The 14844-nt window shown below is 74.4% G+C and carries 11 protein-coding genes; 3 read left to right on the forward strand and 8 right to left on the reverse strand.

Annotated elements, in window-relative coordinates:
- Nucleotides 1–151: 151 nt before the first annotated feature.
- Both AB0B40_RS10985 and AB0B40_RS10990 read right to left on the reverse strand, forming a co-directional pair.
- Entirely contained in the window at nucleotides 152–1090 is a 939-nt protein-coding gene (locus tag AB0B40_RS10985) for an adenosine kinase (RefSeq protein WP_345047907.1), read from the reverse strand.
- A 195-nt stretch (nucleotides 1091–1285) separates the two neighbouring features.
- Nucleotides 1286–1978, reverse strand: a complete 693-nt coding sequence (locus AB0B40_RS10990) for a TetR/AcrR family transcriptional regulator C-terminal domain-containing protein (RefSeq protein WP_362263736.1) — start codon at nucleotides 1976–1978, stop codon at nucleotides 1286–1288.
- A gap of 53 nt (nucleotides 1979–2031) precedes the next feature.
- Here AB0B40_RS10990 and AB0B40_RS10995 point away from each other — a divergent pair, with 53 nt between their 5' ends.
- A complete protein-coding gene (locus AB0B40_RS10995; RefSeq protein WP_362263737.1) occupies nucleotides 2032–3150 on the forward strand; it encodes an NAD(P)/FAD-dependent oxidoreductase in 1119 nt (372 codons plus the stop codon).
- A gap of 95 nt (nucleotides 3151–3245) precedes the next feature.
- Here the strand turns inward: AB0B40_RS10995 and AB0B40_RS11000 are convergent, their stop codons facing one another.
- Complete coding sequence (locus AB0B40_RS11000) at nucleotides 3246–4742, reverse strand: AfsR/SARP family transcriptional regulator (protein WP_362263738.1); 1497 nt, start codon at nucleotides 4740–4742, stop codon at nucleotides 3246–3248.
- 413 nt (nucleotides 4743–5155) lie between these two features.
- Here AB0B40_RS11000 and AB0B40_RS11005 point away from each other — a divergent pair, with 413 nt between their 5' ends.
- The gene (locus tag AB0B40_RS11005; protein WP_345047914.1) at nucleotides 5156–5758 is read left to right on the forward strand and encodes a helix-turn-helix domain-containing protein; all 603 of its coding nucleotides are present in this window, start codon (nucleotides 5156–5158) and stop codon (nucleotides 5756–5758) included.
- Nucleotides 5759–5852: 94 nt separating this feature from the next.
- Here the strand turns inward: AB0B40_RS11005 and AB0B40_RS11010 are convergent, their stop codons facing one another.
- From AB0B40_RS11010 to AB0B40_RS11020, 3 genes are all read right to left on the reverse strand, one after another.
- Entirely contained in the window at nucleotides 5853–6524 is a 672-nt protein-coding gene (locus tag AB0B40_RS11010) for a ScbR family autoregulator-binding transcription factor (RefSeq protein WP_345047916.1), read from the reverse strand.
- Between the two features lie 153 nt (nucleotides 6525–6677).
- Nucleotides 6678–7451 carry a glucose 1-dehydrogenase gene (locus tag AB0B40_RS11015; RefSeq protein ID WP_362263739.1) on the reverse strand — a complete coding sequence of 258 codons (774 nt, stop codon included), beginning with the start codon at nucleotides 7449–7451 and terminating at the stop codon, nucleotides 6678–6680.
- Entirely contained in the window at nucleotides 7448–8167 is a 720-nt protein-coding gene (locus tag AB0B40_RS11020) for an HAD family hydrolase (RefSeq protein ID WP_345047919.1), read from the reverse strand. Before AB0B40_RS11020 ends, AB0B40_RS11015 begins: the two co-directional genes overlap by 4 nt.
- A 288-nt stretch (nucleotides 8168–8455) precedes the next feature.
- Here AB0B40_RS11020 and AB0B40_RS11025 point away from each other — a divergent pair, with 288 nt between their 5' ends.
- Nucleotides 8456–9421, forward strand: a complete 966-nt coding sequence (locus tag AB0B40_RS11025; RefSeq protein WP_362263740.1) for a ScbA/BarX family gamma-butyrolactone biosynthesis protein — start codon at nucleotides 8456–8458, stop codon at nucleotides 9419–9421.
- A 63-nt stretch (nucleotides 9422–9484) separates the two neighbouring features.
- On the opposite strand, the gene AB0B40_RS11030 is transcribed toward AB0B40_RS11025, so the two are convergent.
- Nucleotides 9485–11923 (reverse strand): SWIM zinc finger family protein, encoded by a 2439-nt coding sequence (locus tag AB0B40_RS11030; protein WP_362263741.1) that lies wholly within the window; start codon nucleotides 11921–11923, stop codon nucleotides 9485–9487.
- A complete protein-coding gene (locus AB0B40_RS11035; RefSeq protein WP_362263742.1) occupies nucleotides 11920–14775 on the reverse strand; it encodes a DEAD/DEAH box helicase in 2856 nt (951 codons plus the stop codon). The genes AB0B40_RS11030 and AB0B40_RS11035 overlap by 4 nt, the downstream gene beginning before the upstream one ends.
- Nucleotides 14776–14844: the final 69 nt, after the last annotated feature.

A 14844-nucleotide genomic window follows, 5' to 3' on the forward strand; every position in this document is an offset into this window, starting at 1 on the left:
GGCTCCGCCAGGTCCACCCCGTCCTCGGCCGGCAGGCGGAGCTAGGGCGCGTCGGTGACCAGGCACCGACACGGTCGCCCTCACGGGGAGCCCTCACCTGGTAGTCCGCCACCAGGTGGTCCGCTGACACGCCGCGGAGGGCCGGTGTCACTCACCACGAGCGCGTGGCCCGCGAGGCGGCCGTGGGCTGGAACTCCGCCGCGCGGGCGAGGAGTTCGGCCCGGGTGATGGCGTCGGTGCGCGTCGACGGGACGGTGCAGGCGTGGGCTCCGGCGATCGCGCCGTACCGGGCGCAGCGCCGCGGGTCCTCCCCGTTCAGCAGGCCGAGCAGGAACCCGGCGGCGAACGCGTCGCCCGCGCCGTTGGAGTCCACCACCGGGGCGGGGGGCGTGACCGCCGGTACGTGGGTCAGCTCGCCGTCCGCCAGCAGGTAGGCCCCCTCCGCACCGGCGGTGGCCACGACGGTCCGGGCCCGGCCGCGGGCGGCGATGTCACGCATGGTGCGTTCCGGGTCGGTCAGGGCGCTGGTGGACAGGAAGACGAGATCGGCCGCCAGGGCGAACGGCTCGTGGTAGGGGTCGGCGCCGTCCCAGTCGTGCAGGTCGGTGGAGAGGGTGAGACCGGCCTCGCGGAGCAGGGGGAGCGCCTGCGCGCAGGGCTGGGTGATGACGACGTGGGCGTGGCGGCTGGTCGCGGCGAGCCGACGGACCGTGGCCTCGGGCAGCCGGTCCGACTCGTGGGAGCGGGTGGCGTCGTAGAGGGACAGCCGCCGCCCGTCGGGGCCGACCAGGTTGACGGCGCGTTTGGTCCCCGCGGGCTGCGGGACCGCGGTGAGGGGGATGCCGTGGTCGCGGTGGAAGGCACGGACCAGCTCGCCCTCGGGGTCGGCGCCGACCATGTCGAGGTGGTGGGTGCGCAGCCCCAGGGCGGTGAGGCCGAGGGCGACGAAGTCGCCGCTCTGTCCGGCGCGGGCCGTGATCCCGGGGCGGATCATGTAGCTGTCCGCGTAGGGGAGCGGCAGTTCGGGGACGTGGACGATCGTGTCCACGCCCGCGCCGCCCAGCACCAGGACGTCGGTGTCGGTGGTCATCGGGTCCCTCCCGGGCTCGGGGTCAGCCGAGTCAACCAGCGGACTCCCGCCCCGGGCAAGAACTCCCGCCGCCGATGGGGGCGTCGGGATCGGCGAGTGCGCGGTGGGCTCCCGGCGTATCTCGGGAGGAGGAGCCGATGAGCACTGTGATGTGCGGGGCGTGCGATGTGCGAGGCGCCGTGCGGGAGCCGAGCGTCACGCGGGCGGCCGGGTGAGTCTGGCGGCCACGGCGTCGAGGACCCAGTCCAGGCCGGTCGCGAAGGATGCCTCGGCGTCCACGTCCGTACCGTCGTGCACGGCCTTGGCCAGCGCCGGGAAGCGGCCCGTGGCCAGCACTCTCATCACATGCGGGCCGGAGGCGCGCTGCCATTCGCGTTTGGACAGGCCCGTGGCGCGCTCGGCCCGCAGGTTCGCGATCTCGCGCCTGATCGCGCCGGTGCAGTAGGCGCTGACCGTCTCCACGGCGCGCATGACGGTGTCGATGTCGGCGAGGCCGTCGAGGGCGGCGAGCTTGGCCTCGGTCACGGCGAGGCCGTTCGGGCCCAGGGTCGGGCGACCGCCGAGCAGGTCGGCCAGCCACGCGTGACGGAGGGCGGCCTGCCTGGTGCGGTGGGCGAGGACGCGCAGCGCCTCCCGCCAGTCACCGGGCTGCTCCTCGGGGAGGATCTCGGCGTGCACCTCGTCCACCATGAGGTCGAACAGCTCCTGTTTGGTGGAGATGTATCCGTACAGCCGCATCGGGCCGGCGTTCAGCCGGGCGGCGACCTTGCGCAACGACACCGCCTCCAGGCCGCCCTCGTCGGCCAGCGCGACGGCGGCGGCGACGATCCGCTCCCGGTCGAGCGGCACGGGGCGAGGCGGCGGCTCCGGCCGGTCCCACACGGTCATGATCACACCGTTCCGTTGCGAGGCGTCGTCATGGAGAAATACAGTGTATCGGCATGAGACATCGTATAGCCGTGGTCGGGAGCGGCCCCGCCGGCCTCGCCTTCGCCCGTGTCCTGCACCGCCACGGCCACCCCGTCGCCGTCCTCGAACGCGATCCCGCCCCCGACGCCCGTCCCCCGGGCGGCACCCTGGACCTGCACGAAGGGCTGGGCCAGCGTGCGCTCGAGAAGGCGGGGCTGCTGGCGGAGTTCCAGGCGCTGTCCCGCCCCGAGGGGCAGGCCATGCGCATCCTGGACCCGGACGGGACCGTTCTGCGCGACTGGCGGCCCCGTCCGGATGACCGGGCCAACCCCGAGATCGACCGCGGGCAGCTCCGGGACCTGCTGCTCGGCCCTCTCGACGTCCAGTGGGGCCGGAGCGTGACGCGGGTGGTGCCGGGGACCCGGGATGGCGTACTGGTCCATTTCGCGGACGGGCGACAGGAGACGTTCGACCTCGTGGTCGGCGCGGACGGCGCCTGGTCCCGGACCCGCCCGGCGGTCTCGCCGGTGACGCCGCACTACACCGGCGTCACCTATGTCGAGACCTCCCTCGACGACGTCGACACCCGCCACCCCGACCTCGCCCGGCTGATCGGCGACGGTTCCGTGGCCGTGTACGGCGTGAACCGGGCTCTCGTCGCCCAGCGCAACAGCGGCGGCCACGTCAAGGTGTACGCCCAGTTCCGCGCGCCGCTGGACCGGTACACGGACCTGGACCCGGGCGACGCCGAGGCCGTGCGGTCGAGTCTGCTGGCTCTGTTCGACGGCTGGGCCGCTCCCGTCCTCGACCTCCTCCGCCACGGCACCGCTTTCGTCCACCGCCCCCTCTACGTCCTGCCCGTGTCCCACACCTGGACCCACGTCCCCGGGGTGACGCTACTGGGCGACGCCGCCCATCTGATGCCTCCGCTGGGGGCGGGCGCGAACCTCGCCATGCTGGAAGGCGCCGAACTCGCCGAGTCCATCGCCACCGGCCCCGGGGATCCGGACGAGGCCGTCCGCGTCTTCGAGGAACAGATGTGGGCGCGGGCCGGCAGGTGGGCGAAGATGACGACGGCCGGTCTGGAACGTCTCGTGAGCCCGGACCCCGCGGAAGCCCTGGCCCTCTTCGACCAGGTCCAGCCGTCCTGACTCCGGTCCGCTCCCCCTCCCGGCCGGGACGCCGGCGCCGAGGCCGTGGCGGCCGGGCGGGTTCAGGCCGCCGTGCCGGAACGGGGAGGCATGTCCTAGTCCTGCGGACAGACCTCGGTCTCACCGTCCGGCACGAGCAGCGGCATCGCCTGGCCCCTGCGCGGCAACGCGCCGTCGGCGGACAGGGAGAGGCCGACGCCCTCCCCGGCACGGCGCGCCGTGGCTGCCGGTGGAGTGGGCCGCCGGCGAGCAGGACGTAGGAACAGCCGGGTCCGCTCGCCTCCCGAGTCCTGCCGAACGACCTCGACCTCAGCGTCCGGCACGAGCAGCGGCATCGCCTGGCCCCTGCGCGGCAACGCGCCGTCGGCGGGCAGAGAGAGGCCGACGCCTTCCCGGGCGCTGTGCCGCATCAGCGCCTCGCCGGTCACGATCGCAGCCTTGGCCGCCCCGTCCCCGGGGGCGGACCCCGTCGGCGCGCGGACGGTCCGCACCGCGGCCGCCGCGCCCGTCGCACGCCCGGCGGTGCCCTGCCGGGCGGGGAGCGCCCCCGGGGAGTCGGTGCCCATGGCAGCCCCGACGGTTCCGCCCCGGCTCTCGGTTCCCTGCCGGATGCGGCTGTCCATCCGGTCGGACACGGCGTCCGATGCGTTCGGCCGGCCCACCCGCAGGTTGACGCCGACCCGTGGCGGCGTGCCGACCTCCCGCTGTGCGGGGCGCCGGGCGGGCGACCTGTCCGCGTCGGCGACAGCGGGCTTCTGGTGGTCGCCGGCGTCCGCCGCCACCGGTACGCCGAGAGCCGTCGGCACCGTCGTGGAGGGCACGAGGGGTGAAGCGGGCGGAGTGAACTCGAGCGCCGGATCGTGCGTCAGGATGGCCTGGTGCAGCAACCGCAGCTCGCGGCCCGGTTCGAGACCGAGTTGCCTCGCCAACGAGGCCCGGAGGCGGCTGTAGACGCCGAGTGCGTCGGCCTGCCGGCCGCAGCGGTACAGGGCGCGCATCAGCTGGCCGCAGGGGCGCTCGCGGAGCGGCTCGGCCTGGACGACCGTCTCGATCTCGGGGAGCACCGAGTAGTGCCGACCACAGTCCAGTTCGGCCTCGAAGTATTCCTCCAGCACGTCCAGGCGGATGTTCTGCAGGGCGGTCAACTCACGCCAGTCGAGGCCGACTTCGACCAGGTCGGAGAGGGCCGTGCCGCGCCACAGCCGCAGGGCCTCACGCAGCCGTCGAGCCGCCTCGTCCCGCCTGCCCGCGCCGAGCAGGGTCCGCCCCTCCTCCACCAGTCTGCGGAACCGGTGCAGATCGATGTGTTCCGGGTCGACCTCCAGCGCGTAACCGGGAGGCCGGGTGCGCAGGGCGACACCGGCGGACGCACCCTCGGAGGTTAGCGTCCGGCGCAGGCCCCAGACCGCGTTCTGCAGGATCTTCCGGGCCGTGACCGGGGCCTCCCCCACGTCCCACAGGGCCGTCAACAGACTGCTGACGGGCACCGCTCGATTGGGCTGCAACAGGAGGAACCCGAGCGTCGCGCGTTGCTTGCTGCCCCCCAGATCGATGACCCGGCCGTCGGAGACGACCTCCAGGGGACCGAGCATCCGGAACCACATGACTACCCCCGCATCAGATGGACCTCTGCCGACGGACGCGCCGGAAGGCAAGCGCGAGACACACTACAAACCGGGGATCCGGTTTACAAGGCGCTTCCCCTCCCGCGCCCGAGCAGGGCTCCAGCCTCTTCCGTACCACGCTGAAATGCGCTTTTGCCCGCGGCTGCGCGCCAGATGAGAACCGGCGCTCCCCGGACCACGGCGTCGTCCGACACCAGGGTGCGGGCCCAATACCGGACAGTGATCCTGTTACCCGCCGTCCGTCCCGGCCATCAAACGGAATTACCGGTGGATGCCGTGCGGGAGAACGCCCGGTTCCCCCCGGTCTGCTTCCATGTGCCCTGCATTCCGGACACCACCGAGTCGTCTCCACGACCCATACCGCGAGATGAGTCCGCCGCATGAGACAAGTGAGGGCCGAGGGGACCCGTAACGCCCTTCTTCTGGCCGCGGCACAGGTATTCGACCGGGACGGCTACGAGGGCACCACGCTGGCGACGATCAGCGACCGCGCCGCGGTGAGCAAAGGCGCGCTCTCGTTCCACTTCGGCAGCAAGTCGGCACTCGCCGACGCCGTCCAGCACCTCTCCTGCGAGCGCTCCCGCACCGAACTCCTGGCTCTGGACGACCCTGGGGCCCCGGCACTGCGGGTGCTGGGCGACATGGTGGGCAGGCTGGCGCACAGGCTGGCGACCGATCCGCTCACCCGTGTCGGGCTCAGGCTGGCCCGGGAACGCGGAGCGGCCTGCGGACCGGCCCCGGACTGCCGGCTCGCCTGGCGCGCCACGCTCCGGCGGACGGTGCTGCGCGCGCACGCCGAGAAGAGCCTCAGGCCCGATGCCCCTGCGGAGTCCGTCGTGGATCTCGCCCTGGCCATCGCACTCCATCAGGAGACGGTCCGCGCGGACCGCGCCGACGGCGCCTGGCTGACCGGCGTCTGGGAGCTGGTACTCCCCGCGCTCGCCTCGCCCGCGTCCGGCGCCCTCGCACCGACGGGCCTCTGACCACCAGTGGGCTGCCCCTGGCCGGGGGGCACATGGGCCGGGTGACCGCGGAGGCGGGGGCTTCCTGCCGCCGGCGACCGGGAGGCCGAGGTGATCAGCCCGCGCGCTCGGCCACCAGCTCCGGCTCGAGGTTCTTCCGCATCTCGGCGAGCACCCGCGTGCCGCGGTCCGGGCCGAAGTCCAGCTGGGCGAAGATGGCGGGCAGTGCGACGCTCGGCAGCGTGTAGGCGAAGAGGGACGAGATACGCGCCTCCAGATCCGTCCAGTCGGACGTCACCTCCGACACGATCTGGGCACCGATCCAGGAGCTGACCAGGAACCGGCCCAGGTCCTGCGGCACCACGTGCGGGTAGACCTCGCCGTGCCTCTTGGCGGCGTCCACGACGGCGGCGAACCGCTGCGCCCACGCCTCCCACGGCCCGCCGTCCGCGAGTTCCTGCAGCTGCGGCTCCATGGCCAGCTTGGCGCCGGCGCGCAGCATGATCTCCTCCGGCAGGCGGCAGGCCAGGGCCATGGCCTCGTCGACCAGTTCCTGGAGCTTGTAGGTGCGCGGCGGGTAGCCCTGCTCCGTCACCTGCTGGGCGAAGATGCCCTGCACCAACTGCTCCTTGGAAGCGAAGTGGAAGTACAGCGCACCCCTGGTGACCTGAGCCTTCTCGAGGATCTGCGCGATGCTGGCACCGTGGTAGCCGTGCTGCGCGAAGACCTCCGCCGCCGCGTCCAGAATCGCTCCACGGGTCCGGATCGCGCGCAACTGCTGTGCCATGAGTTCGTCCTCTCGTCCACGCCATGCCACCCCCTCTGGCTGACGCGGATACCCGATCCCGGTCGCACGAGAGCACGCCGGAGCAAAAGAAACCAGATGTCAGGTACTTTACCAATCCCACAAGCCGCTCGGTTCGGGCCTGACCACCAGGTGTCACCAGGCTCCGGCGCCGCCGTCCACCGCCATGGTGGCACCGGTGACGAAGCTGGCCTGGTCGCTGCAGAGCCACACCGCGACCTGGGCCACCTCCTCCGGATCGGCCACCCTGCCCTGGGGGTTGCGGCGCCGCATCCGTTCCTCCGCCGCGGGGTCGCGGGCGAAGATGCCCTCCGACATCTCGGAGCGGGTCAGGCCCGTGGCGAGCGCGTTCACCCGGACACCGTGCTCCGCGTACTGTGCGGCGGCCGCCTTGGTCAGGCCGAGCACGGCGTGCTTGGCGGCCACGTACGGAGCACCGGCCGAGGTGGCACGGACCCCGGCGATGCTGCTGTTGTTGACGATCGCACCGCCGCCACCGCCCGCGAGCATGGCCTTGATCTCGTGTTTCATACAGAGCCAGACGCCACGGAGGTTCACGTCGAGCACCGTGTCGTAATCGGCGTCGTCCGTCTCGTGCAGGAGCGCCGGCTCGGTCGTCGTGCCGGCGTTGTTGAACGCGGCGTCGAGCCTGCCGTACCGGTCCACGGCGAGTCCCACCGCACGCTCCACATCGGCGGAGCTGGTGACATCACCGACGGAGCAGGAGACTTCGGCCCCTTCGTCCCGCAACCGGGCCGCCAGCTCCTCGAGTCGTGGCAGACGGCGGGCCATCAGCACCAGTGCGGCACCGTGTTGCGCGCCCACCCGGGCCGCGGCCGCTCCTATACCGCTGCTCGCTCCCGTGACCAGCATGACCTTTCCGGCCAGCATGCCCCCGCCAGAGGTCATGCCCCGGCCTTCCCCGCCGCCCGCTCCCACAGCGTGCCGGCCTGGGCCTCGGCGTCGATCGTGCGCAGCAGCCGGTCGTCGATCTCGTCGAGGGAGCCGACGAGATGGCGGGCCCCGGCCTCCGCCATGAGCTGCCTCTGGTGGCCGTGCTCGAAGTCGCTGGGGAGTCCGACGAACGGGGCGCCCAGCTCGCGGGCCGCCTCGGCGACCCGGGCCACGTCGTCGACGAACAGCACCTCGTCGCAGGCGAGTCCGGCGACGTCGACCGCGATCTCGTACAGGCCGGGGCGGATGTCGTTGGTGCACACGTAGCGGGGCTCGTCGAACAGACCGGCCAGGTGGCCCAGGTACCGGTCGAAGTGGGAGGCGTCGAGCCCGCCGTAACAGACGGTCCGCAGTCCCAGCGCGCGGAGCCTGCGCAGCAGTTCCTCGGCACCGTCGAGGATGCGGACCGGGTGGTCGGCGAGGTAGCGCTCCCTCTCTTCCAGGTAGAGCGCGATCGTCTCCATCGGGGAGGTCGACAGCCCGCACGTGTCCGCGAGCACCCGGCCCGCGACCACCCGCGGCTGGGAGAAGATGCGGCGCTCCAGACCGGCGGAGTACGTGCCGCCCCGGCTGGTGACGAACTGGTGGATGACGGGGCTGAATGTATCGTTCAGCAGCACTCCGTCGATGTTGAGCGCGGCCATGCGGAGCTTGCTGAGCTGCTCGGTCATGGATGTCCTCTCCCCTCCGGACGGTCCACCGTACGCGACGCGCGGGCAGCGGACCGGTATACCTGATGACCGGTCCAGATCCTCACACGGGCCCCGTCGAATAGTCCATTGATCATGACCTGCACGGTGGGGCGCCGAGTCCGGGCGGGCGCGCCGACGTCCCGCCCCTGGCCTGCCGACGGAGATCCGGAAAAGCTGGAAAAAAAACCGGTCAGTCCGTACAGTGCTGCCCGTCGCCGCACCGCTCACCGCTCCGCGCTGTTCTCAACTGCCATGGGGGAGAGGCACATGACTACGTATGCGCCCATCGACAGCATGGTCACGGACTTCCGGGCGGCACTGCCCGCCACAACACCCGTGGTACCGGCCACTTTGACGACGACCGTTCCCAAGGAGTACGTCCACCGCGCGGCCGTCACCGAGGTGTTCCTCACCGGATGGCGGCAGACGGACGCGGACACCTGCACGGTCACGGCCCAGTGGCCGCGCGCCCACTCGTTCTACGGCCCGATCGAAGGCTTCCACGACCCGCTGCTGTTCAGCGAGACGCTGCGGCAGACGGTGCCGCTGCTGTCGCACGCGGTGTACGGGGCGCCCATGGACCACAAACAGATATGGCGCGATCTGCGGGTCTCGCTCGACCCGGCGGCGCTGCGCGCCGGCACCACGCCCGCCGAACTGGAGCTGCACATCCGCTGCTCGGACGTGGAGCAGCGGGCCGGCGTCCTGCGCGGGCTGCGCATGGAGGTGACCGCCACCAGCGACGGGCGCCACCTCGCCACCGCGTCGACCGCGTTCAGTTCGCACGGCAGGGCGCTGTACCGACGGCTGCGCGGGGCCTACGCGGACGCCGAACAGGCGATGGCCGACGCCATCGAGCCGCCGCTGCCGCTGAGCCCCGGCCTCGTGGGCCGGGACCGCCGGCCCGACGTGGTGCTCTCACCCCGTGGCAGCGACGGCCGCTGGCAGCTGCGGGTGCACACCGCGCACCCCGTCATCTTCGACCACCCGAACGATCACGCTCCCGGCATGCTGCTGCTGGAGGCGGCCCGGCAGGCTGCCCAGCACCACCTGGGGCCGGCGCCGGTTCTGGCCACGGGCATGGAGGCGTCCTTCCACCGGTACGCGGAGCTGGACGCCCCGGCCTGGGTGGCGGCCGAGTCGCTCGGTGAGGGCCGCGTCCGTGTGACCGTCGAGCAGGACGGCGAACTCGCCTTCGCGTGCGCGGTGACCACGCACCCGGTCTCGGCCTGAGCCCCGCGTCCGTCCGTCGTCGTCCTGCGCTCGTCCTCCCCCGGCCGTCGTCCGGCGGTCGGTTCAGAGGTCGTCGGGCACGCCGAGACCGGTCAGCGCGCCGACCGGGTCGAGGTCCGGGGTGCCGCGGGGCCACCAGTCGTCATGACCGGGCTCCGACTCGTACGCGTACCACAGGCCGTCACGGCCCAGGCGGAGCTGGACGTGTCCGCGGGGGTGGGTGAGCCGATTGCGCCACGGGCGGAACGCGGGCAGGTCGGCGGCGAGCAACAGCGGGCGGGCCCGGTCGAACCGGCCGGCCGGCGGGTCCCACGGCTCCTCCAGGACGGCCAGCCCCGGCAGGCCGCCCTGCCGCCAGGCCGCCACGGCACGCGCGAGGTCGGCAGGAGCACGGCCGGCGGCGTCCGCGAGCCTGGCGTACAGCGTGCGGGTGGCCGCGGTCAGCCCGGAACCGGGACGGGCCGCGGCCAGCCGGACCGCGTCCTGCCACAGGGTCAGCTCGCCGACCGGGTCGTGCCCGGTGCCGAGCAGGACGTGGGCGCGGGCGGCGGCGTCGGTCGCCAGCTGGTCCAGCGCGAAGGGGTCCGGGCCGCCGGGCACCGACGGGTACACCGGGGGCTGCCCGGGGTGCGGCGGCACCGGCAACGGCGGGGGCAGCCGCGGGAGTTCGCGCGGGGCGAGGGTCTCGGCGGCCCGGACCCCGGGCAGGGTCCGGGGCTGTCGCTCCCGCGCGGCGCGCGCCGCGCGGGCGGCGCTGCGCCGGGACAGCGTGTCGAGCAGCTCCTTCTCGCCCCGGCCGCGCAGCAGGAGCAGCACGAAGGGGTCGGCGTCGAGCAGGCGGGCCATCTGGTAGCAGAGCGCGGCGGCGTGCTTGCAGGGGTGGCCGAAGTCGGGGCAGCTGCACTGCGGAGCGAGGTCCCCGGGGCCGGGAAGCAGGCGGACACCGCAGTCGGCGAGGGAGTGGGGCAGCTCCTTGTCGAGCAGCGCCGCGATATGACCCGGCCGGTCGGCCGCGGCGTCCAGGAACCGCTCCCAGTCCTCGTCCTCCAGTGTCCGCACCCGCACCTGCACGCGGTACGGACGCGGCCGGCTCCCGCGCACGTACGCCAGCACCAGTCCCGGGGTCACGGTGATCGCGTCCACATGCCCCTGGTCCGCGTAACCACGGCCCCGCGTCAGCCGCTTGGGATCCAGCGCGCCCCGCTCCAGCGCACCGACCCAGGCATTGCCCCACCAGGTCCCGGCGAACTGCCCGCCCGCTCCCCCGCTGTCCCGGGCCACGAACGCCGGGAAGGTACGGCGGAGTTCGCTGTCACGGTGGGGGGCGGCCATGGCCTGCGGTACGTACGACCCGGCGGAACCGGTGCGTACGGCAGCCCGCGCGTCAGGGGTGACCGCCTCGGGCAAGGGGGCGGTGGGGGGCAGCTCGGGCGACGGCTCGGCTGATGCGGCCGGCGCGGGGGCCGGCGGGGCCGCCGGAGCGCCGGGCGCCGGAGCCGAGGGAGCCGTGGCGGGCAGCTCGGGCGACGGCTCGCCGGGGGAAGGGGTGGACGCGGAGACCGAGGGAGAAGGCGCCGGCGTCACGGGAGTCGGCTCGGTGGACGCGGGTGTCGCGCGCGCGGCGTCCTCCGGCTCGCCGCCGGCTTCCGCCCACTCGGGATCGTCCGGGTCGCCGGGAACTTCCGCCCACGTGGGCATACGGAAAGCGGTCGCCAGGTAGCGCCGTATGTCCTGCGCGGCCGTGACGCGGGCGTCCGCGCCTACCGGCCCGGCCACGGCGGAGGGGCGCGGCGCGGCCGGGCCGGTAGGCGCGGACGTCCGCCGTTCCCGCCCCCGAGGCTCCGCCGCCTGCGCGCGCGACGCCTCCCGCCGGGCCGCACGCAGTGCCTGCCGAGCGGCGTCCCCGGGTCGGCGGCCCTCGGTGGAGGAGGAACCGGCACCGCCGGCAGGGGCATCGTCGCCACCGGCACCGGCGGGACGGGCACCGCCGACACCCCCACGACCGGCACCGACACCGTCGCCTCCACCGGGACGGGCGTCATCAGCGCCGCCGCCGTCCGGGCCGCCCTCCCCCACGGCACCGTCTCCCCGGGCGCGCCCGGGTTCGGCACCGGCAGGGGTACCGGCAGACATGCCGGCGCCGGGCGTTTCCCGTGCCGTGCGCGGCGGATTCGGGGCGGTGGATCGCGGGCCCGGGCCGGCCTCCACGGCGGCGTCGGGCGCGGGCGGTGTCGCGCCCGGTGCGGCTTCCGGCGCGGGCCCGGCGTCCTTCGGGGTGCCCCTGAGCGCCGCCCGGGCCACGTCGCCGGGCCTCGGGTCCGTGCTGTCGGGCACGTCGGTTCCGGCATCGGCGGGGGCTCGCGGGGAGCCGGCCGGGGCTGCCGGAACGCCCTCGTCCGTGGCTCGCGCCGGGCCCTCCCGCTCGGCCTCGGCACGCTCCCGGGCCGCCCGCAGGGCCCGGCGGGCGGCGTCGCCGGGGCGGGGTCCGCCGGTGCCCGTCATGACGTCCTCCGCAGGGAGACGAGGTCGGACAGCTCGCGGTCGGTCAGTTCGGTGAGTGCCGCCTCGCCGGAGCCGAGGATGGCGTCGGCCAGCGCGCGCTTGGCGGCGAGCATCTCGGCGATGCGGTCCTCCACCGTGCCCTCGGTGACCAGGCGGTGGACCTGGACGGGCTGGGTCTGGCCGATGCGGTAGGCGCGGTCCGTGGCCTGTTCCTCGACGGCCGGGTTCCACCAGCGGTCGAAGTGGATGACATGGCCCGCGCGGGTCAGGTTCAGGCCCGTGCCGGCGGCCTTCAGGGAGAGGACCAGCACCGGGGTCTCGCCGTTCTGGAAGCGGTCGACCATGCGCTCGCGCTCCGGGACCGGGGTGCCGCCGTGCAGCAGGTCCACGGGGATCGCGCGCGCGGACAGGTGGGCGGTGAGGATGCGGGCCATGCCGACGTACTGGGTGAAGACGAGCGCGGAGCCGTCCTCGGCGAGCAGGGTGTCCAGCAGCTCGTCCAGGAGGGCGAGTTTGCCGGAGCGCGCGGCCGGCCGGTCGGCGTGCGCGTCCTCCTTCAGGTAGAGCGCCGGGTGGTCGCAGATCTGCTTCAGGGCGCCGAGCAGCTTCAGGACCAGGCCCCGGCGCGCGATGCCCTCGGCCGTCTCGATCGCCAGCATCGACTCGCGCACCACCGCCTCGTACAGCGCGGCCTGTTCCCGGGTGAGGGGTACCGGGTGGTCCGTCTCGGTCTTGGGGGGCAGTTCGGGGACGATGCCCGGGTCGGACTTCTTGCGGCGCAGCAGGAAGGGGCGGACCAGCCGGGACAGACGCTCCACGGCCTCGGCGTCCTCGCCGTTCTCCACCGCGCGGGCGTGCCGTGCGCGGAAGGACTTCAGCGGGCCGAGGAGTCCGGGGGTGGTCCAGTCGAGCAGGGCCCACAGTTCGGAGAGGTTGTTCTCCACCGGCGTGCCGGTGAGCGCCACGCGCGCGGGGGCCGGGATGGTGCGCAGCGCCTTGGCGGTCGCGGAGAAGGGGTTCTTCACGTGCTGGGCCTCGTCGGCGACGACCATGCCCCAGGGCTGCTCGGCGAGGCGGGCCGCGGTGGAGCGCATGGTGCCGTAGGTGGTGAGGACGAAGCCGCCGCCGAGGCCGTCCAGGGTGCGGCCCTGGCCGTGGAAGCGGCGCACCGGCACGCCGGGCGCGAACCTGGTGATCTCCCGCTGCCAGTTGCCGAGGAGGGAGGCCGGGCAGACCACGAGGGTCGGCTCGGTACGGGCGCGCGCGAGGTGCAGGGCGATGAGCGTGATCGTCTTGCCGAGGCCCATGTCGTCGGCGAGGCAGCCGCCGAGGCCGAGCGAGGTCATCAGGTCGAGCCAGGCCAGGCCGCGCAGCTGGTAGTCGCGGAGGGTGGCGTGCAGGCCGGGGGGCGGGGCCGCGGGGCGCAGACCCGCGGTGAGCCGGTCGCGGAGGGCGGCCAGCGCGCCGACGGGGACGACCTCGACGCTCTCGCCGTCGACCTCGGCCTCGCCGGTCAGTGCCACGGACAGCGCGTCGACCGGGTCGAGCAGGCCCAGTTCGCGCTTGCGCGCCTTGCGGACCAGCGCGGGGTCGACCAGCACCCAGCGGTCCCGGAGCCGCACGACGGGGCGGTGCGCCTCGGCGAGGGCGTCCATCTCGGCCTCGGTGAGCGGATCGCCGCCGAGCGCCAGCTGCCAGCGGAACCCGAGCAGGTCCTCGCTCTCGAAGAAGCCCGTGCCGTCGGTCGCCGAGCCGGGCGCCGGCCGGACCACGGCGGTCGCGGTCAGGTCGCGGGCGAGGTCCCGGGGCCAGTGGACGGCGACACCGGCGGCGGCCAGCCGGCTCGCCGCCACGCCGAGCAGCTCACCGAGCTCCTCCTCGGACAGGGCGAGGACGTCGGGTACGTCCTGCTCGGCGAGGCGGGCCAGGGGCGCCCACACCCGGGCGGCGCGCCGGACGGCGAGGGCCGCGTCCACCCGCGCGCGGGGCCCGAACGCCGTGTCGGCCTCCCCCGCCCACAGGGCAGCCGCGTCGGCCACCAGGGTGGGGTCGGCGAGGCTGTGCACCTGCACGACGGCGGCTCCGGCGGCGCGCGCGCCGTCGCTCGCACCGGCGTCGAAGACGTCGTACGCGGACAGGTCCAGGCGGAGCGAGAGCCGGACGCCCGCGTCCATGCCGGCGGCGACCTCGGCGGCCCACTCGTGGGCCCCGGGAAGGCTCTGGGGTTCGCGGGCGGCGAAGGGCCGGCCGGAGGCGAAGGGAGCCGCGGGGGTGCGCGGCAGGGTGTCGGCGACCGCGTCCAGGAAGGCGCGGACCAGGGCCTGCGGCTCGGGCAGCCGGAGCGCGCCCGGGCCCGGGAGGGGCACGGCGTGGCCCTCGGGGGGCAGGGCGGCGGCGATCGCGCGCAGGTGGGCGATGTCGTCGGGCTCCAGGGGGCCGGCCCGCCAGGCGTCGTGGCCGTCGGGGGTCAGGCCCGGCAGCAGCCGGCCGCGGGCGACGAGCCGCAGCGCGTGCAGGGCGGCGGCACCCCAGCAGGCGGTGGCCGGGTGGGCGGCCGGGTCGCGCCGGGCACGGACCAGCAGCGGCAGGGCCTCGGCGAGGGGCAGGGTCAGCGCGGGCACCTGGCGGCGGCGCACACCGGCGCCATGGCGTCTCACGACCGTCAGCTCCTGCGTGGCCCGGCCGGGGGGCGTGGGCAGCTGCTCGCCGGTGGGGTCCCAGAAGGCGAGGCGGCCCTCGCGCGGCAGGGGCGCCGGCAGGAAGACGGACGCCAGGCGCACCGGGACCGGGAGCCCGGTCCCGGTCTCCCGGGAACCTTCCGTGCGCTCGGCCACCGCAGCCGTGCCGCTCATACGTCCTGCCACCTCCCGCCCGTGCGTCGGATCAGACGTCTTCGACTCTACGGGCGGGGTCTGACAGTC

This window comes from Streptomyces sp. NPDC042638 (assembly GCF_040647235.1).
Taxonomy (GTDB): Bacteria; Actinomycetota; Actinomycetes; order Streptomycetales; family Streptomycetaceae; genus Streptomyces; species Streptomyces rameus.

Excerpts from the sequence above, each read along its gene's own strand:
- AB0B40_RS10985 (WP_345047907.1), bottom strand. The coding sequence starts at position 1,090 with ATGACCACCGACACCGACGTCCTGGTGCTGGGCGGCGCGGGCGTGGAC.
- AB0B40_RS10990 (WP_362263736.1), bottom strand. The coding sequence starts at position 1,978 with ATGACCGTGTGGGACCGGCCGGAGCCGCCGCCTCGCCCCGTGCCGCTC.
- AB0B40_RS10995 (WP_362263737.1), top strand. The coding sequence starts at position 2,032 with ATGAGACATCGTATAGCCGTGGTCGGGAGCGGCCCCGCCGGCCTCGCC.
- AB0B40_RS11000 (WP_362263738.1), bottom strand. The coding sequence starts at position 4,742 with ATGCTCGGTCCCCTGGAGGTCGTCTCCGACGGCCGGGTCATCGATCTG.
- AB0B40_RS11005 (WP_345047914.1), top strand. The coding sequence starts at position 5,156 with ATGAGACAAGTGAGGGCCGAGGGGACCCGTAACGCCCTTCTTCTGGCC.
- AB0B40_RS11010 (WP_345047916.1), bottom strand. The coding sequence starts at position 6,524 with ATGGCACAGCAGTTGCGCGCGATCCGGACCCGTGGAGCGATTCTGGAC.
- AB0B40_RS11015 (WP_362263739.1), bottom strand. The coding sequence starts at position 7,451 with ATGACCTCTGGCGGGGGCATGCTGGCCGGAAAGGTCATGCTGGTCACG.
- AB0B40_RS11020 (WP_345047919.1), bottom strand. The coding sequence starts at position 8,167 with ATGACCGAGCAGCTCAGCAAGCTCCGCATGGCCGCGCTCAACATCGAC.
- AB0B40_RS11025 (WP_362263740.1), top strand. The coding sequence starts at position 8,456 with ATGACTACGTATGCGCCCATCGACAGCATGGTCACGGACTTCCGGGCG.
- AB0B40_RS11030 (WP_362263741.1), bottom strand. The coding sequence starts at position 11,923 with ATGACGGGCACCGGCGGACCCCGCCCCGGCGACGCCGCCCGCCGGGCC.
- AB0B40_RS11035 (WP_362263742.1), bottom strand. The coding sequence starts at position 14,775 with ATGAGCGGCACGGCTGCGGTGGCCGAGCGCACGGAAGGTTCCCGGGAG.